Annotated in this window: 12 protein-coding genes; 5 read left to right on the top strand and 7 right to left on the bottom strand. The window is 68.5% G+C overall.

The window, feature by feature from the left end:
* Nucleotides 1-66 precede the first annotated feature (66 nt).
* Nucleotides 67-1101 (top strand): aldo/keto reductase, encoded by a 1035-nt coding sequence (locus ACIQ1T_RS11910; protein ID WP_395944765.1) that lies wholly within the window; start codon nt 67-69, stop codon nt 1099-1101.
* Nucleotides 1102-1119: 18 nt separating this feature from the next.
* Nucleotides 1120-2289: an MFS transporter gene (locus ACIQ1T_RS11905; protein WP_395944764.1), complete on the top strand. Its 1170-nt coding sequence runs from the start codon at nt 1120-1122 to the stop codon at nt 2287-2289.
* A gap of 52 nt (nt 2290-2341) precedes the next feature.
* On the opposite strand, the gene ACIQ1T_RS11900 is transcribed toward ACIQ1T_RS11905, so the two are convergent.
* Genes ACIQ1T_RS11900 through ACIQ1T_RS11890 form a run of 3 tightly spaced genes read right to left on the bottom strand, consistent with a single transcriptional unit; the run spans nt 2342 to nt 7975 of the window.
* Nucleotides 2342-5704 (bottom strand): error-prone DNA polymerase, encoded by a 3363-nt coding sequence (locus ACIQ1T_RS11900; protein WP_395944763.1) that lies wholly within the window; start codon nt 5702-5704, stop codon nt 2342-2344.
* A complete protein-coding gene (locus tag ACIQ1T_RS11895; RefSeq protein WP_395944762.1) occupies nt 5701-7257 on the bottom strand; it encodes a Y-family DNA polymerase in 1557 nt (518 codons plus the stop codon). Before ACIQ1T_RS11895 ends, ACIQ1T_RS11900 begins: the two co-directional genes overlap by 4 nt.
* The gene (locus ACIQ1T_RS11890; RefSeq protein ID WP_395944761.1) at nt 7157-7975 is read right to left on the bottom strand and encodes an ImuA family protein; all 819 of its coding nucleotides are present in this window, start codon (nt 7973-7975) and stop codon (nt 7157-7159) included. Before ACIQ1T_RS11890 ends, ACIQ1T_RS11895 begins: the two co-directional genes overlap by 101 nt.
* Before the next feature lie 252 nt (nt 7976-8227).
* Between ACIQ1T_RS11890 and ACIQ1T_RS11885 the strand changes: the two genes are divergently transcribed.
* From ACIQ1T_RS11885 to ACIQ1T_RS11875, 3 genes are all read left to right on the top strand, one after another.
* Complete coding sequence (locus tag ACIQ1T_RS11885; protein WP_395944760.1) at nt 8228-9877, top strand: DEAD/DEAH box helicase; 1650 nt, start codon at nt 8228-8230, stop codon at nt 9875-9877.
* 83 nt (nt 9878-9960) lie between these two features.
* The gene (locus tag ACIQ1T_RS11880; RefSeq protein ID WP_395944759.1) at nt 9961-11010 is read left to right on the top strand and encodes a GGDEF domain-containing protein; all 1050 of its coding nucleotides are present in this window, start codon (nt 9961-9963) and stop codon (nt 11008-11010) included.
* A 45-nt stretch (nt 11011-11055) separates the two neighbouring features.
* Entirely contained in the window at nt 11056-11805 is a 750-nt protein-coding gene (locus ACIQ1T_RS11875; protein WP_395944758.1) for a lysophospholipid acyltransferase family protein, read from the top strand.
* A 29-nt stretch (nt 11806-11834) separates the two neighbouring features.
* Here ACIQ1T_RS11875 and ACIQ1T_RS11870 read toward each other — a convergent pair whose 3' ends face one another.
* From ACIQ1T_RS11870 to ACIQ1T_RS11855, 4 genes are read right to left on the bottom strand one after another with little or no spacing between them, the layout of a single operon-like run.
* Complete coding sequence (locus tag ACIQ1T_RS11870) at nt 11835-12182, bottom strand: TfoX/Sxy family protein (protein WP_395944757.1); 348 nt, start codon at nt 12180-12182, stop codon at nt 11835-11837.
* Nucleotide 12183: 1 nt separating this feature from the next.
* On the bottom strand, nt 12184-12573 hold the full coding sequence (locus ACIQ1T_RS11865) for a HesB/IscA family protein (RefSeq protein ID WP_395944756.1): 390 nt from the start codon (nt 12571-12573) through the stop codon (nt 12184-12186).
* Nucleotides 12574-12586: 13 nt separating this feature from the next.
* Entirely contained in the window at nt 12587-12976 is a 390-nt protein-coding gene (locus tag ACIQ1T_RS11860; protein WP_395944755.1) for an SUF system Fe-S cluster assembly protein, read from the bottom strand.
* 4 nt (nt 12977-12980) lie between these two features.
* Nucleotides 12981-14159, bottom strand: a complete 1179-nt coding sequence (locus ACIQ1T_RS11855) for an aminotransferase class V-fold PLP-dependent enzyme (RefSeq protein WP_395944842.1) — start codon at nt 14157-14159, stop codon at nt 12981-12983.
* Between the last annotated feature and the right edge of the window lie 157 nt (nt 14160-14316).

Raw genomic sequence — 14316 nt, 5'->3', positions numbered from 1 at the left:
CGGCCTACCGCCTGACGCTGCGTCCGTCCATCTGTGCGTTCGACCACAGACTGGAAAGGCCGGATCATGGAATATCGTCAGTTGGGAGGCTCCGGCCTCCGCGTCCCCGTTCTCAGCTTCGGCGCCGGGACGTTCGGCGGCTCCGGTCCGCTGTTCGGCGCCTGGGGCAGCAGCGACGTCGAGGAGGCGCGCCGTCTGGTCGACATCTGTCTGGAGGCCGGGGTCAATCTGTTCGACACGGCCGACGTCTATTCGGACGGCGCCTCGGAGCGAGTGCTGGGTCAGGCGATCAAGGGCCGTCGCGACCAGGTTCTGATCTCGACCAAGACCGGCCTGCCGACCGGCGACGGTCCGGGCGACTGGGGCGTGTCGCGCAGCCGCCTGATCCGTTCGGTCGAGGAGGCCCTGCGCCGTCTCGACACCGATCATATCGACCTTCTGCAACTCCACGCCTACGACGCCTCGACCCCGGTCGAGGAGCTTCTGGCCACGCTGGACATGCTCGTGACCTCGGGCAAGGTCCGCTACACCGGCGTCTCCAACTATCCCGGCTGGGCCCTGATGAAGGCGCAAGGCCTCGCCGAGCGCGACGCTCGCCCCCGTTTCGTGGCCCATCAGGTCTATTATTCCCTGATCGGCCGCGCCTATGAGGCCGACCTGATGCCGCTCGCCGCCGACCAGGGCGTCGGCGCTTTGGTCTGGAGCCCGCTGGGCTGGGGCCGTCTGACCGGCAGGATCCGCCGCGACGCGCCCATCCCCGAGGGCAGCCGCCTGCACGAGACGGCCCAGTTCGCCCCGCCGGTCGAGGACGAACACCTGTACCGCGTCGTCGACGCCCTGGACGCCGTCGCCGCCGAGACCGGCAAGACCGTGCCCCAGATCGCCCTGAACTGGCTGCTGCAGCGCCCGACCGTCGCCTCGGTCATCATCGGCGCCCGCAACGAGGAACAGTTGCGCCAGAACCTGGGCGCGGTCGGCTGGAACCTGACGCCCGACCAGATCGCCGCCCTCGACGCCGCCAGCGACGTCCTTCCGCCCTATCCCCACACCCCTTACCGCCAGCAGGAAGGGTTCGCGCGTCTGAACCCGCCGCTGGTCTGAGCCCCGAGGTTCCTCCCCATGAAACTCAATCCTCCCCTCCTCGCCCTCGCGGCCGGCGCCTTCGGCATCGGCGTGACCGAGTTCGCCCCCATGGGCCTGCTGCCCGTCATCGCCACGGACCTGGGCGTCTCCATCCCCACGGCCGGACTGCTGATCAGCGCCTATGCCCTGGGCGTCATGCTGGGCGCGCCGCTGATGACCCTGACCACGGGGCGCGTGCCGCGTCGCACCCTGCTGATCGGCCTCGCCGCCATCTTCACCCTCGGCAATCTGCTGTCGGCGATCTCGGACGGCTATGGAATGTTGCTGGTCGCGCGGGTCATCACCTCGCTGAACCACGGAGCCTTCTTCGGCGTCGGCTCGATCGTCGCCGCCGGCCTGGTCCCGCCGAACCGTCAGGCGGGCGCCGTCGCCGCCATGTTCATGGGTCTGACCATCGCCAATGTCGTGGGCGTGCCCCTGGCCACCTGGGCCGGCGACGCCCTGGGCTGGCGCGCCAGCTTCTGGGGCATAGCCGGGATCGGCGTGCTGGTCATGGCGGCCCTGCGCCTGACCCTGCCCAACCTGCCCGCCCCGACCGGCGGGAACATCGGCGCCGAACTGCGCGTCCTGGGGCGCGGGCCCGTCCTGGCGGCCCTGGCCCTGACGGTGATCGGCTCCAGCGCCATGTTCACCGTCTTCACCTATATCGCCCCGATCCTGCGTGAACAGACCCACGCCTCGCTGGGCTTCGTCACCGCCATGCTGGTCACCTATGGCCTGGGTCTGACAGTCGGCAACTGGCTGGGCGGCAAGTTCGCCGACAAGTCGGTGGACCGCACCCTGATCGTGACCCTGGCCTCGCTGTCGGTGCTTCTGGTCGCCTTCGCCGCAGCCATGCCCTTCGCCGTCCCGACCTCGATCCTGGTCTTCCTGTGGGGCGTCGCCAGCTTCGCCCTGGTGCCGCCGCTGCAGGTGCGGGTCATGACCGCCGCCGCGGACGCGCCCAACCTGGCCTCGTCGATGAACATCGGCGCCTTCAACCTGGGCAACGCCATAGGCGCGGCCGTGGGCGGTGCGGTCATCGCCGGCGGCCTGGGCTATCCGGCGGTCTCCATCGCCGGGGCGATCGCCTCGGGTCTGGGCCTGCTGCTGGTCCTGTTCCTGACCCGCAAACGCTCGCCCGCGACGGCGCCCGCCGTCGGCTGACAGCCGTCGTCCCGACGATGGCCGTAGCGACGACGTCAGAGACGGAAAGGCCTCAGTGGAAGTCGCGCGACCCCGGCAGAATGCGGACGTCGCGCGGATGCCGACCGGTCGGGCTGCGTGGCCCTTGCGGATATTTCACCGCATCCGCCCGCGACAGCTCGACCTCCAGGTCATAGTCCTCGGACAGCCGCCCCAACTCGGCCGAACGGTCAATGACCCGCCGCGCCATCACGTGCAGCACGCCCTCGACGCTCTTCTCGACCGTACCCTCCACCTCCATCAGCCGCGCGGCCATGACCTCGCGGCGGAAGGTCTCGAACAGCCGCGCCCACAGCAGGATATTCACCACCCCCGTCTCGTCCTCCAGGGTCACGAAGATGGCGTTGCCCGTGCCCGGACGCTGGCGCACCAGCACCACCCCCGCCGTCTTCACCAGCGCCCCGTGCTTCCTGGCCTCGACAGCCTCGGCGCTCAGCACCCGCTCGGCGTCGAACACCGGCCGCAGAATCTGCATCGGATGGCCCTTCAGCGACAGACGCGTGGTCTGGTAGTCGGTGGCGATATGCTCCTTCAGCGGCATCAGCGGCAGGTTCGCCGCCGGCTCGACGCCCAGTTCCCTGGCCTGGGCGGCCTGGAACAACGGCAGGGGATGGTCGTCAGGCAGCCGCCGCACCGCCCACAACCCCTCGCGGCGATCGAGGCCGAGAGAGCGGAAGGCGTCCGCATCCGCCAGTTTCCGCATCGCCGCCGCTTCCAGTCCTGTTCGCCGCGCCATCTCCTCGACATCGGTGAAGGGGGTTTCTCGCGCCTCGACGATCCGCTCCGCCCAGGTCTGTTTGAATCCGTCGATCTGACGCATGCCCAGGCGCAGGGCGGGAAACGTCTTGCCCCGCGCCGTCGGCTCCAGACTGTTGTCCCAGAGGCTGTGGTTCACATCGATCGGCCGCACCTCGACCTTCTGCGGGCTCTCCTGCGCGTCCCGCACCAGTTGAGCCGGCGCATAGAAGCCCATCGGCTGGCTGTTCAGCAGCGCACAGGCGAACACCGCCGGATGGTGGCATTTGATCCAGGACGAGATGTAGACCAGCTTGGCGAACGAGACGGCGTGGCTTTCCGGAAAGCCGTAGGATCCGAAGCCCTTGATCTGTTCGAAACAGTTGAGCGCGAACGTGGGGTCGTAACCACGGGCGATCATCGTCCCGACCATCAGGGTTTCGTATTTGGCCAGATCGCCGTCGCCTCGGAACGTACCCATCGACTTGCGTAGGGCGCTGGCCTGGACGGGTGTGAATTTCGCCGCCTCCATGGCGATCCGCATCGCCTGTTCCTGAAACAGCGGCACGCCGAGGGTTTTTTCCAAGATGTTGCGCAACTCGTTCTCAGGATGCGGCGGTGCAGGCTTGGGATAATCCGGATCCTCGACCCCGCTCCGCCGTCGCAGATAGGGATGCACCATATTGCCCTGGATCGGCCCCGGCCTGACGATGGCGACCTGAATGGCCAGATCGTAGAATGTCTTGGGCTTCAGCCGAGGCAGCATGTTGATCTGCGCCCGGCTCTCGACCTGGAAGACGCCGATGGAGCGCCCTTCCCTCAGCATCTGGTAGACTTCCGGTCTTTCGTCCGGGACGGTGTCCAGTTCCAGGTCGCCGAGGTCGTTCTCGCGCATCAGGTCGAACGCCTTGCCGATGCAGGTCAGCATCCCGAGCGCCAGCACATCGACCTTCATCAGCCCCAGCGCATCGATGTCGTCCTTGTCCCATTCGATGAAGGTGCGGTCGGGCATGGCCGCATTGCCGATGGGCACGATCTCGTCCAGCCGATCCCGGGTCAGGACGAAGCCGCCGACGTGCTGGGACAGATGCCGGGGAAACTCCAGCAGCCGCCGGGTCATGGCAACCGCGCGGATCACGGTCGGGTTGCCCACCTCCAGCCCCGCCTGTTCCAGATGTCGGTCGGGAATGTCCTGCCCGAAACTGCCCCACTGGCTCCCGGCGAGGCGCGCCGTCACGTCATCGGTCAGCCCCATGACCTTGCCGACCTCGCGAATGGCGCTGCGCGGCCTGTAGCGGATCACGGTCGCGGCGATGCCCGCCCGATCGCGTCCATATCGGTTGTAGATGTCCTGAATGATCTCTTCGCGCCGGGCGTGCTCGAAATCGACGTCGATATCGGGCGGCTCGTCGCGCGCGGTCGATAAAAACCGCTCGAACAGCATGTCGTGCTTGCCGGGATCGACGGCCGTGATGCCCAACACATAGCAGACGGCGGAATTGGCGGCGGATCCCCGCCCCTGACACAGGATGCCCTTGTCGTTCGCCACCCGGACGATGTCGTGGATGGTCAGAAAATAGGGAGCCAGTTTTCGTTCGGCGATGAAGTCGAGTTCGGTCTTCAGCGTCTTCCGCACATGATCGGGCACGCCGTTTGGATATTTTGGTCCCAGGTTTCGCTCGACGAGGTGCTTGAGCCAGCTCTCAGGCGTCTTTCCGGGGGGAATAGGCTCTTCCGGATAGTTGTACCGGATGTTCTTCAGATCGAACGCAACCCGCGCCAGCACGTCCTGGGTCTCGGCCACCGCCTCGGGCGCATCTGCGAACAGGCGGCGCATTTCGGCGGGTGGCTTCAGGTGGCGTTCGGCGTTCTGGTCCAGGCGGCGGCCGGCGTTCTCCAGCGTCACCCCCTCGCGGATACAGGTGACGACATCCTGCAGGTCGCGCTGCGCGGCGTCGTGATAGAGGACGTCATTGACCGCCAGCAGCGGGACGCCGGTCGTCGCGCCCAGGGCCTTCAGCCGCGCCAGTCGGCGACGGTCGTCGCCCATTCTGCCCATGGCGGCGCCCAGCCAGACCGCGCCCGGCGCAGCCTGGTCCGCCTCCCGCAACAGGGGCTCCAGCCCCTCCAGTCGGCGGGGCGGCATGACGATCAGCAGCAGTCCCTCGGGCGCGCGCAACAGATCGCGCAATCCGATCTCGCACTGGCCCTTCCTCGCCCGGCTGTTGCCCAGGGTCAGCAGGCGGCACAGACGGCCCCAGCCCTGCCGGTCCTCGGGATAGGCCAGGATGTCCGGCGTCCCGTCGTTGAAGCGCAGCCGCGCGCCCACGACCAGCTTGAAGGCCCTGGCGCGCGCCCTGATCTCCTCCGGGTCGAGGTCGACGGGAAACGAATCCTCCACCAGCGCCGTCTCGCCGGGGCTTCCGCCATGGCGCACCCGATCCGGCGGCGACCAGCCCTCCTCGCGCAGGGTCTTCAAGGCGCTCCAGGCCCGCACAACCCCGGCCAGGGTGTTGCGGTCCGCCAGCCCCATTCCGGTGTGGCCGCGCAGGATGGCGCTCAGCACCAGATGTTTCGGATGCGACGCCCCCTCCAGAAAGGAGAAGTTGCTGCGGGTCGCCAGCTCGGCATAGGCGGTCATGCGAAGACCCCGTGCACGAACCAGCGCGGGGCCGGCTCCTCGCCGTAGAAACCCGAGCGGAACAGCCAGAAGCGCCGCCCTTCCTGGTCCTCCACCCGGTAATAGTCGCGCGTGGGCTCCAGCGGCCCCTGCAGCCTGCGCCACCATTCGGGGGCGATGCGTTCGGGACCTTCGACCCGGACCAGACGATGATCGACCCGCCGCCAGATGAAACGGTTCGGCGGATGATCGGGCACCTCGGCCGTGGCCAGGATCGGCTGGGGCGGATCGAACATCTGCAGCGGCCGCAGCGGCGGGTCAGCGGGGTCAGGCTCGGGCCATGCGTCGACATCGCCCATCGGCTGGGCTGCAGGCGTCAGGCGCACGGCGCGCTCGGGTCGGTGCGACTCCACCGGCTCGATCCGGCTGACCGCCTCGGGGCCCAGCCGCGCGGTCAGCCGGTCGATCAGCCGCCCCAGGTCCTCGGCCCCCGGCGGGGTGCGGTCAAAGCCCCGCTGGCGCGAGACCAGGCGGTCGGCGACCGGCACGGACAGGCGCAACTGGTCGAAACCGAACCCGGGATCCAGCGGCCGCGCCAGACTGGCTAGCCGCTCGCGGAACAGGCGCAGCACAGCCGCCGCGTCGCGACTGGGCCGGCCCGTACGCACGGTGATGTGGCGCACCTCCCCGTCCAGACGGAAGAAGCCGGCCTGAAAGGCGCGCCCGCCCTGGCCGCGCAGGTCCAGCCGGTCCATGGCCTCGGCCAGCAGGTCGCCGATCACCGCCTCCACGTCGCTCGTCTCGGTGATCGGTTCGACCAGGATCCGATCGACCGAAACCAGCGGGATCGGCCGTTCGGGCCGGATGCGGGCGTCCTCGCGCCCCAGCACCCGGTTCAGCCGCGTCGCCGCCGCAGCGCCGAACCGGGCGGCGATCGGGGCAGTGGGGCGGTCGGCCAGATGCGCCAGGGTCTTCAGCCCCGCGCGCGACAGGGCCTGGGTCTCCTTTTCCGACAGCTCGAGCGCTGCGACCGGCAGGCGGCGCAGGGCCAGGCCCTGGCCTTCGCCCTCATGGATTCCGCCACGACCGAACCGGGCCAGGGCGCGCGCCGCCTCCGGCGTGCCGGCCAGAGCCAGACGCGCCTCCAGGCCGACGCCGTGCGCCCGCGCCGCGACCGCTTGCACCAGGCCCGCCTCGCCGCCGAACAGATGGGCGCAGCCGGTCACATCCAGGGCCAGGCCGTCCAGCCCGTCGGTCGCCGCCATCGGCGTGAACCGGCCGAAATCCAGCAGCACCCGTTTCAGCAGGGCGGCGTCCGCCTCGGGCCGGTGCGCGACCACCCGGATGTCCGGCGCCCTCGCCCGTGCGTCGGCCAGGGTCATGCCCGGCGACAGGCCCAGCGCCAGCGCCCCACGGTTCGCGGCCGCCAGACGCAAGGCCCCCTTCAGTTTTTCGACCAGGACAGTGGCCGCCTCAGCCGTAGCGTCGCAGCGCCCCTCCGCCCGCCGCAGCCGATCCGTCGGCAGCAGGGGGAACCAGACCGCCAGGTAGCGCCGGTCGTTCCGATTGTTCATGTCCGGCATTCCGCCCGCCCTGCTCGAAGACTCCGCGCTCACGATCCCACTCCATGATCCAGGTTCTCGGCTGAGCGCCCAGCCGATGCCGCAACAGTTCGACCGCATAGGTCGGGTGGCCGGGGGCGTCCGCCTCCAGCGCCCGGGACAGCGCCCCCCTGACCCGCCATCGGGTCTCGGCCGCGCTGGGCTGGGGCTGGGCCGCCAGTCGCGTCAGCACGGCCGTCGCCCGGCCCTGCCCCGCCGCCATAGACAGACGGCGCGTGGCGGTCAGGCTCAGCGACCGGTTTTCGCCCCAGGCCGTCAACAGCACCGCCCCCACGGCCCCGCAGGCCAGGGCCTCCTCGCCCGCCGCCAGCAGGTCCTTCATCTCCCTGACCCGAACCAGCACCAACCGGCCGGGATCCAGCCCCAGTTCGCGCAGGCCCGGACCGTGGACATGCCCCGTCTCCAGCCCCGCCATGGCTTGGACGCCCCAGACCACGGGCCGGTCGCCGGCCGCGCGGCGCACCAGTCCCAGGGCGAACCCCAGGGCCGCCGTCGCATCCGGCGTGGTCGCGGCATGGACCTCGTGCAGCCCATGGGCCGCCAGCCCGCCCAGATGCCTATCCGCCGCCGCATGCCCCAGGTCGAAGCGCACGTCATCGACCGGATGGCCGTCGGCCTCCAGGGTTTTCAGATGCTCGCGCAAGGCTTGGATCTTGCGGTCGGACCGCACGTCAGTTCTCCTTTTGTTCCAACATATGCCTCCTCCACGCCCCGAGGAGTCAAGCGGAGTCCCAGCTTGGCCATGGGAATTTATTCCGCGACCGACGGACGAGCGAAATATCGAGAATACTTGACTTTGGCGCAGGGACTTCTATATCGCCCCCAGCCTCGGGACAGGTCTGCGATACGCGCCGCCCGCTCGCCCAAAGAGGGGCGGTTCCGTTGCTTCGATGCACGTAGACGCTTTCTCTCCCAAGGATTCATGACCGAATTTTCCCAACTGGGCCTTTCGCCCACAACCCTGCAGGCCGTCGCCGACACCGGCTACACGACCGCCACCCCCATTCAGGAACAGGCGATCCCGGTCGCCCTGGCCGGCCGCGACGTCCTGGGCATCGCCCAGACCGGCACCGGCAAGACGGCCGCCTTCACCCTGCCCCTAGTCGACCGGCTGGCCTCGGGCCGCGCCCGCGCCCGGATGCCGCGCGCCATCGTCCTGGCCCCGACCCGCGAACTGGCCGACCAGGTCGCCGAAAGCTTCGCCAAATACGCCAAGGGCACCAAGCTGAGCTGGGTGCTGCTGATCGGCGGCGTCTCCATGGGCGACCAGGTCGCGGCTCTGAACAAGGGCGTGGACGTCCTGATCGCCACGCCGGGCCGTCTGCTGGACCTGTTCGAACGCGGCAAGATGCTGCTGACGGGCGTCGAGATCATGGTCGTCGACGAGGCCGACCGCATGCTCGACATGGGCTTCATCCCGGACATCGAACGGATCTTCAAACTGACGCCCCCGCGTCGCCAGACCCTGTTCTTCTCGGCCACCATGCCGCCAGAGATCACCCGCCTGACGACCGCCTTCCTCAAGGATCCGACCCGGATCGAGGCCTCGCGTCCGGCGATGACCGCCGACACCATCACCCAGTATATCGTCCGCATCCCGACCTCGGACCCCAAGGCCAAGCGCACCGCCCTGCGCGCCCTGGTCGGCCGCGAGGACGTGCGCAACGGCATCGTCTTCTGCAATCGCAAGTCGGAAGTCGATATCGTCGCCAAGTCGTTGAAGACACACGGCTTCGACGCCGCACCGATCCACGGCGACCTGGACCAGTCGCACCGGATGAAGACCCTGGCGGACTTCCGTTCGGGCGCCCTGAAGATCCTGGTGGCCTCCGACGTCGCCGCGCGCGGCCTGGATATCCCGGACGTCAGCCACGTCTTCAACTACGACGTCTCGCACCACGCCGACGACTATGTCCACCGCATCGGCCGCACCGGCCGCGCGGGCAAGCTGGGCCAGGCCTTCATGATCGTCACCCCGGCCGACGACAAGTCGCTGGATAAGGTGCTGAAACTGATCAAGAAGGATCCAGAGGAGCTGGTGCTTGAGGGCATCGACTTCGCCGAGATCAAGGACGGCCCGCGTCGCGACGACAAGCGCTCGGGCGGTCGCGGACGTTCCGAGGATCGGGGCGGCGAACGCTCGGGCGGTCGCGGCCGATCGCGCGCCGCCGCCGAGCCGGCCGAGACTCCGACCGCCGCCGTCGAGGCTGAGGCTCCCGCCGAGGCGCAGACCCGCTCGCGCAGCCGCCGCAAGGCCAGGCCGGACGCCGCCGCCGCCGCCGCCGAGACCATGGCCGAAACCGTGGTCGAATCCGTCGCCGAAAAGCCCGCCGCCCCGGTGGAGACCCGGTCCAGGCGCAAGGTCGAGGCCGAGCCCAAGGTCGAAACCGTCGAGGAACCCCGCGCCGCCCGTCCCGAGCCCCGCCCGGATCGCAACGACCGCGAACCGCAGCTGCGCCAGTCCGATCGTCGCGGCGAACGGCGTCCGGAAGAGCGTGAGCGCTCGGGCGTCAAGGGCTTCGGAGACGACATCCCGGCCTTCCTGCGCCGTCCGGTCGTCATCCGCGCCTGATTCCAAAGGATGTTTACCCGGTATTACGGATAGCGCCGTAACCTTCTCCCCGAGCTTCAGAACGGAGCCTCGGGGAGAGACGAATGACAGCCCAGTTCGAAACCGCAGTCAGGGGTCCGGAAGCCTATTCTCTCGCGCGCAATGTCATCGCCGAGATGGAGAAGGCCGGCGTCTGGCCGACGCCGCTGAACTTCGAACTCTGGATGCATTATCTCGGTGATCCCGAAGGTCCCCTGGGCCGCGAGATCCGGCGTCTTCTGGCCGAGTCCATCGTGATTTCCGACCAGACCTCGGAAATGCTGGCCGCCGAATTCCTGCCGCGCGGCCGCCTGTCGGAAGAGATCCGCGACGCCGGCGCCGTACTGGACCGCGAACTGGCCAGCGTCGCCAGCGCCATCGCCAAGGCGCACAAGACCCAGGCCGACTATGGCGAGACCCTGGCCGACGCCTCCCAGACCATGGAGGCGACCGAGGACGCCTCGACCCTGAAGTCCCTGGTCGGCGGCCTGTCGTCCGCCACCAAGCGCGTGCGCCGCGAGACCGCCATCCTCGAGAAGCGGCTGGAGAGCTCCAACAAGGAGGTCGCCCGTCTGCGCGAGCATCTGGAACAGGTGCGCCGCGACGCCATGACCGACGCCCTGACCAATCTGGCCAACCGCAAGGCCTTCGACGAACGGCTGGAACAGGTCTGCGCCGCACGCGACCACGCGCCCCTGACCCTGGCCATCCTCGACATCGACCATTTCAAGCGTTTCAACGACACCTGGGGCCACCAGACCGGCGATCAGGTGCTGCGCTATGTCTCCACCATCCTGTCCCGCGTCTGCAGCGGCAACCGCTTCGTCGCCCGTTTCGGCGGCGAAGAGTTCGCGATCATCTTCCCCGGCGAAAACACGGGCGCGGTCACGGCCGCCCTGGAGAATATCCGCGAGGAGGTCTCCTCCCGCTCACTGCGCCGCCGCTCGACCAATGACGACCTGGGCGCCGTGACCATCTCGGCCGGTTTCGCCGAACATCTGCCCGGCGAAACCGCCTCGGCCCTGCTGGAACGCGCCGACGCCGCCCTCTACGCCTCCAAGCGCGGCGGTCGGAACTGCGTCACCAGCGCCCCCATGCTGGAAAAAGCCGCCTGAGAAAGACGCGCTGACACGGCCACGCTTTCTGCCATAGTCGCTTCCATGCGCAGCTTCGCCTTCAACATCGCCTACTGGATCCTGTCGGTCGGCTACGGCCTGACCGCCGCCTTCGCGGCCCTGGCCCCCGGGCGCGGCCCCGCCAGCTGGGTCATCCGCCGCTATGTGAAGCGGATGGTTCAGGCCATGGCGATCTTCGCCGGCATCCGCCTGCGGGTTCTGGGCAAGGAGCGCCTGCCCGCCGGCGCCTTCATCGTCGCCTCGAAACACCAGAGCTGGGGCGACGGCTTCGCCACCTACGACCAGTTCGACGACCTGGCCTTCGTCACCGGCGACCATCTGGAGAAGTTCCCGCTGCTGGGCGGGGTGCTGAAGAAGCTGGGCGCCATCGTCGTCAACAGCTGCGGCGGCCACGAGGCCCGCAAGGCCCTGGCCACCCGCGCCGCCGAGGCCAAGGCCGAGAACCGCAAGATCCTGATCTACCCCGAGGGCCATCTGGCCCCGGTCGGACAGAAATACCGCTATCGCTCGGGCGTCTGGCACATGTACCGCGACTTCGACATGCCGGTCGTGCCGCTCGCCACCAACCTCGGCCTGTTCTGGCCGGAGGAGAAGTACGAGAAGCACGCAGGCACAGCCACGCTCGACTTCCTGGAGCCGATCCCGACCGGCCTGCCGAAGGAGGAGTTCCTGGCGCGGCTTGAGGCCGTCATCGAGGCCCGAACCGCCGAACTGGTCGCCGAGGCCACGGGTCAGCCGGTCACGCCGGCCGTGCTGGTGGATACGCCGAAGTAATCCTTCTCCCCTTGCGGGAGAAGGGCCCTCTACTTCTTCTTCGCCGACGCCTTCTTGACCGCCACCTCCAGCGACCGGCGCGCCCAGGCGACCGCCTCGTCGGGATCGTCCAAGGCCGTGTCCGGCAGGGTCCAGTAGGCCATGCTCATCGTCCGCCCGTCTTTGGTCGGAAAGGTGAACTGACGACTGCCGGTTTCCTCGAACGCCTCGCCCAGGGCCTCGTCGCCCTTCAGCCAGACCACGCCGTCGTCCAGCAGGGCGAAGATCACGCCGGACGCATAGACCCCGGCCCCGCCGAACATCCGCTTGATCTCCAGCCGGCCCAGACCCGCGAAATGCTCGCGCACCCATTCCCCGAAGTCGGCGTCATAAGCCATGTCAGACGGCGGTCGCCGGGATGATGGTGACGCTCTCGCCGCAGCCGCAGGCGTCGGTCTGGTTCGGGTTGTTGAACACGAATTTCGAGGCCAGGCGCGTCGTCTCGTAGTCGATCTCGGTGCCGATCAGGAACAGCACCGCCTTGGGCTCGATCAGGATGGTGACGCCCCTGTCCTCGACCACCTCGTCCATCGGTCCGATCTCGTCGGCATAGGCGAAGGTGTATTCCTGCCCGGCGCAGCCGCCGTTCTTCACCCCGATCCTCAGACCGATATGGGCGTTGTCGGCGTTGTCCAGGATTTCGCGCACGCGCTCGGCGGCGGCGTCGGTCAGGGTCACGGCCTTGGGGCGCGGGCGGCGCGGACGGGATGTGGTCTGGAGTTCGGTCATCAGAACATATCCATCAGAACATATTGAGGGCCAGCTTGGCCTCGTCGCTCATCTTGGAGGAATCCCACGGCGGGTCGAACACCAGATTGGCCTTGGCGCTGCGCACGCCCTCGACCTTCTCGACCGCCGTCTCGACCCAGCCCGGCATCTCGCCGGCCACCGGACAGCCGGGCGCCGTCAGGGTCATGTCCACCACCACGTCGCGGTCGTCGGACACGTCGACCCGATAGATCAGGCCCAGCTCATAGATGTCGACCGGGATTTCCGGGTCGTAGACGGTCTTCAGCGCCCCGATCAGATCCTCGGTCAACTGGTCCAGCTCGCCCTGCGACAGGGCGCTCTTCTGGGGCTCATCCCAGGCTTGCTTGAAGGCGTCGCTGTCCTGAATAGTGTCGTCGGTCATGGGCTTACACGAAGAAGTTCCGCGCCTTGATCAGCGCATCCACGAAGGCGTCCGTATCCTCCACGGTGTTATATAGGGCGAAGGAGGCGCGGGTGCTCGAGGTCACCCCCAATCTTTTCGCCAGAGGCTCGGCGCAATGCAGTCCGGCCCGCACCGCGACGCCGTAGCGATCCATGATCTGGGCCACGTCATGGGCGTGGGCGCCCTCGACGGCGAAGGTCAGGATCGCCCCCTTGCCTTCCGCCTGCCCCAGGATCCGCAGCCAGTTCTGGCCCTGCAGCCGATCCACGGCGTGCTGGTAAAGCGCGTGCTCGTGCGCCTGCACCGCCGCCCGGTCGTATTGGGCCAGCCACTCCAGCGCGACGCCCAGGCCGATGGCCTCCAGGATCGGCGGCGTGCCCGCCTCGAATCTGTGCGGCGGCTTCGCATAGGTAATCCGGTCCTGTTCGACCGTCTCGATCATCTCGCCCCCGCCCTGATAGGGCGGCAGGGCCTCCAGCGCCTCGGCCTTGCCGTACAGGGCGCCGATGCCGGTGGGGGCGAACAGCTTGTGCCCGGTCAGGACATAGAAGTCGCAGCCGATAGCCTGGACGTCCGGCGTCGCATGAACGGCGCCCTGACAGCCGTCGATCAGAACTTGTGCGCCGGCCGCATGAGCCAGACGGGTGATTTCGGCGACCGGATTGATGGTGCCCAGCACGTTCGACATATGGGTGACCGCGACGATGCGCGTCTTCGGCCCCAGCAGGTCGGCATAGGCCGCCATGTCCAGAGACCCGTCTTCCCGCACCGGGATCCATTTGATCACCGCCCCGCGCCGCTCGCGCAGCAGATGCCAGGGCACGATGTTGGAGTGATGCTCCATCTCGGAGACGATGATCTCGTCGCCGGGCTGGATCGACAGGCCGATTCCGTTGGCCACCAGATTGATCGCCTCGGTCCCGCCCTTGGTCCAGACCACCTGTTCGGCGCTCTCGGCGTTCAGGAAGCGGGCGACGATCTCGCGCGCCTTCTCGAAGGCCTCGGTCGCCTCGTTCGACAGGGTGTGCAGGCCCCGATGAACGTTGGCGTAGCCGCCCTCCATCGTCGCTGTCAGGGCGTCGATCACCGCACGCGGCTTCTGCGCCGAGGCGGCGTTGTCCAGATAGACCAGAGGCTTGCCGTTCACCTGCCGCGACAGGATCGGGAACTGCGCCCGGACGGCGTAAGGATCAAATCCTCCCCCCTTGGGGGAGGTGGCGCGGCGCGCTTGCGCCGTGACGGAGGGGGCCCGATCCAGAGCCGGCGTCAGGGGCGAGGGGGGGGGGGCCCCCCCCGCCGCGGGCGCCGCCCCCCCCCCC

Source organism: Brevundimonas sp. (assembly GCF_044336875.1).
In the GTDB taxonomy this organism is placed as follows: Bacteria; Pseudomonadota; Alphaproteobacteria; order Caulobacterales; family Caulobacteraceae; genus Brevundimonas.
The sequence above is the reverse complement of the archived record's forward strand: the minus strand, read 5'-3'. Positions and strand labels throughout refer to the sequence as shown.

Bases quoted from the DNA above. Each gene is read 5' to 3' on its own strand.
- ACIQ1T_RS11895 (WP_395944762.1), bottom strand. From the start codon at position 7,257: ATGAACAATCGGAACGACCGGCGCTACCTGGCGGTCTGGTTCCCCCTG.
- ACIQ1T_RS11910 (WP_395944765.1), top strand. From the start codon at position 67: ATGGAATATCGTCAGTTGGGAGGCTCCGGCCTCCGCGTCCCCGTTCTC.
- ACIQ1T_RS11875 (WP_395944758.1), top strand. From the start codon at position 11,056: ATGCGCAGCTTCGCCTTCAACATCGCCTACTGGATCCTGTCGGTCGGC.
- ACIQ1T_RS11900 (WP_395944763.1), bottom strand. From the start codon at position 5,704: ATGACCGCCTATGCCGAGCTGGCGACCCGCAGCAACTTCTCCTTTCTG.
- ACIQ1T_RS11905 (WP_395944764.1), top strand. From the start codon at position 1,120: ATGAAACTCAATCCTCCCCTCCTCGCCCTCGCGGCCGGCGCCTTCGGC.
- ACIQ1T_RS11870 (WP_395944757.1), bottom strand. From the start codon at position 12,182: ATGGCTTATGACGCCGACTTCGGGGAATGGGTGCGCGAGCATTTCGCG.
- ACIQ1T_RS11880 (WP_395944759.1), top strand. From the start codon at position 9,961: ATGACAGCCCAGTTCGAAACCGCAGTCAGGGGTCCGGAAGCCTATTCT.
- ACIQ1T_RS11860 (WP_395944755.1), bottom strand. From the start codon at position 12,976: ATGACCGACGACACTATTCAGGACAGCGACGCCTTCAAGCAAGCCTGG.
- ACIQ1T_RS11885 (WP_395944760.1), top strand. From the start codon at position 8,228: ATGACCGAATTTTCCCAACTGGGCCTTTCGCCCACAACCCTGCAGGCC.
- ACIQ1T_RS11865 (WP_395944756.1), bottom strand. From the start codon at position 12,573: ATGACCGAACTCCAGACCACATCCCGTCCGCGCCGCCCGCGCCCCAAG.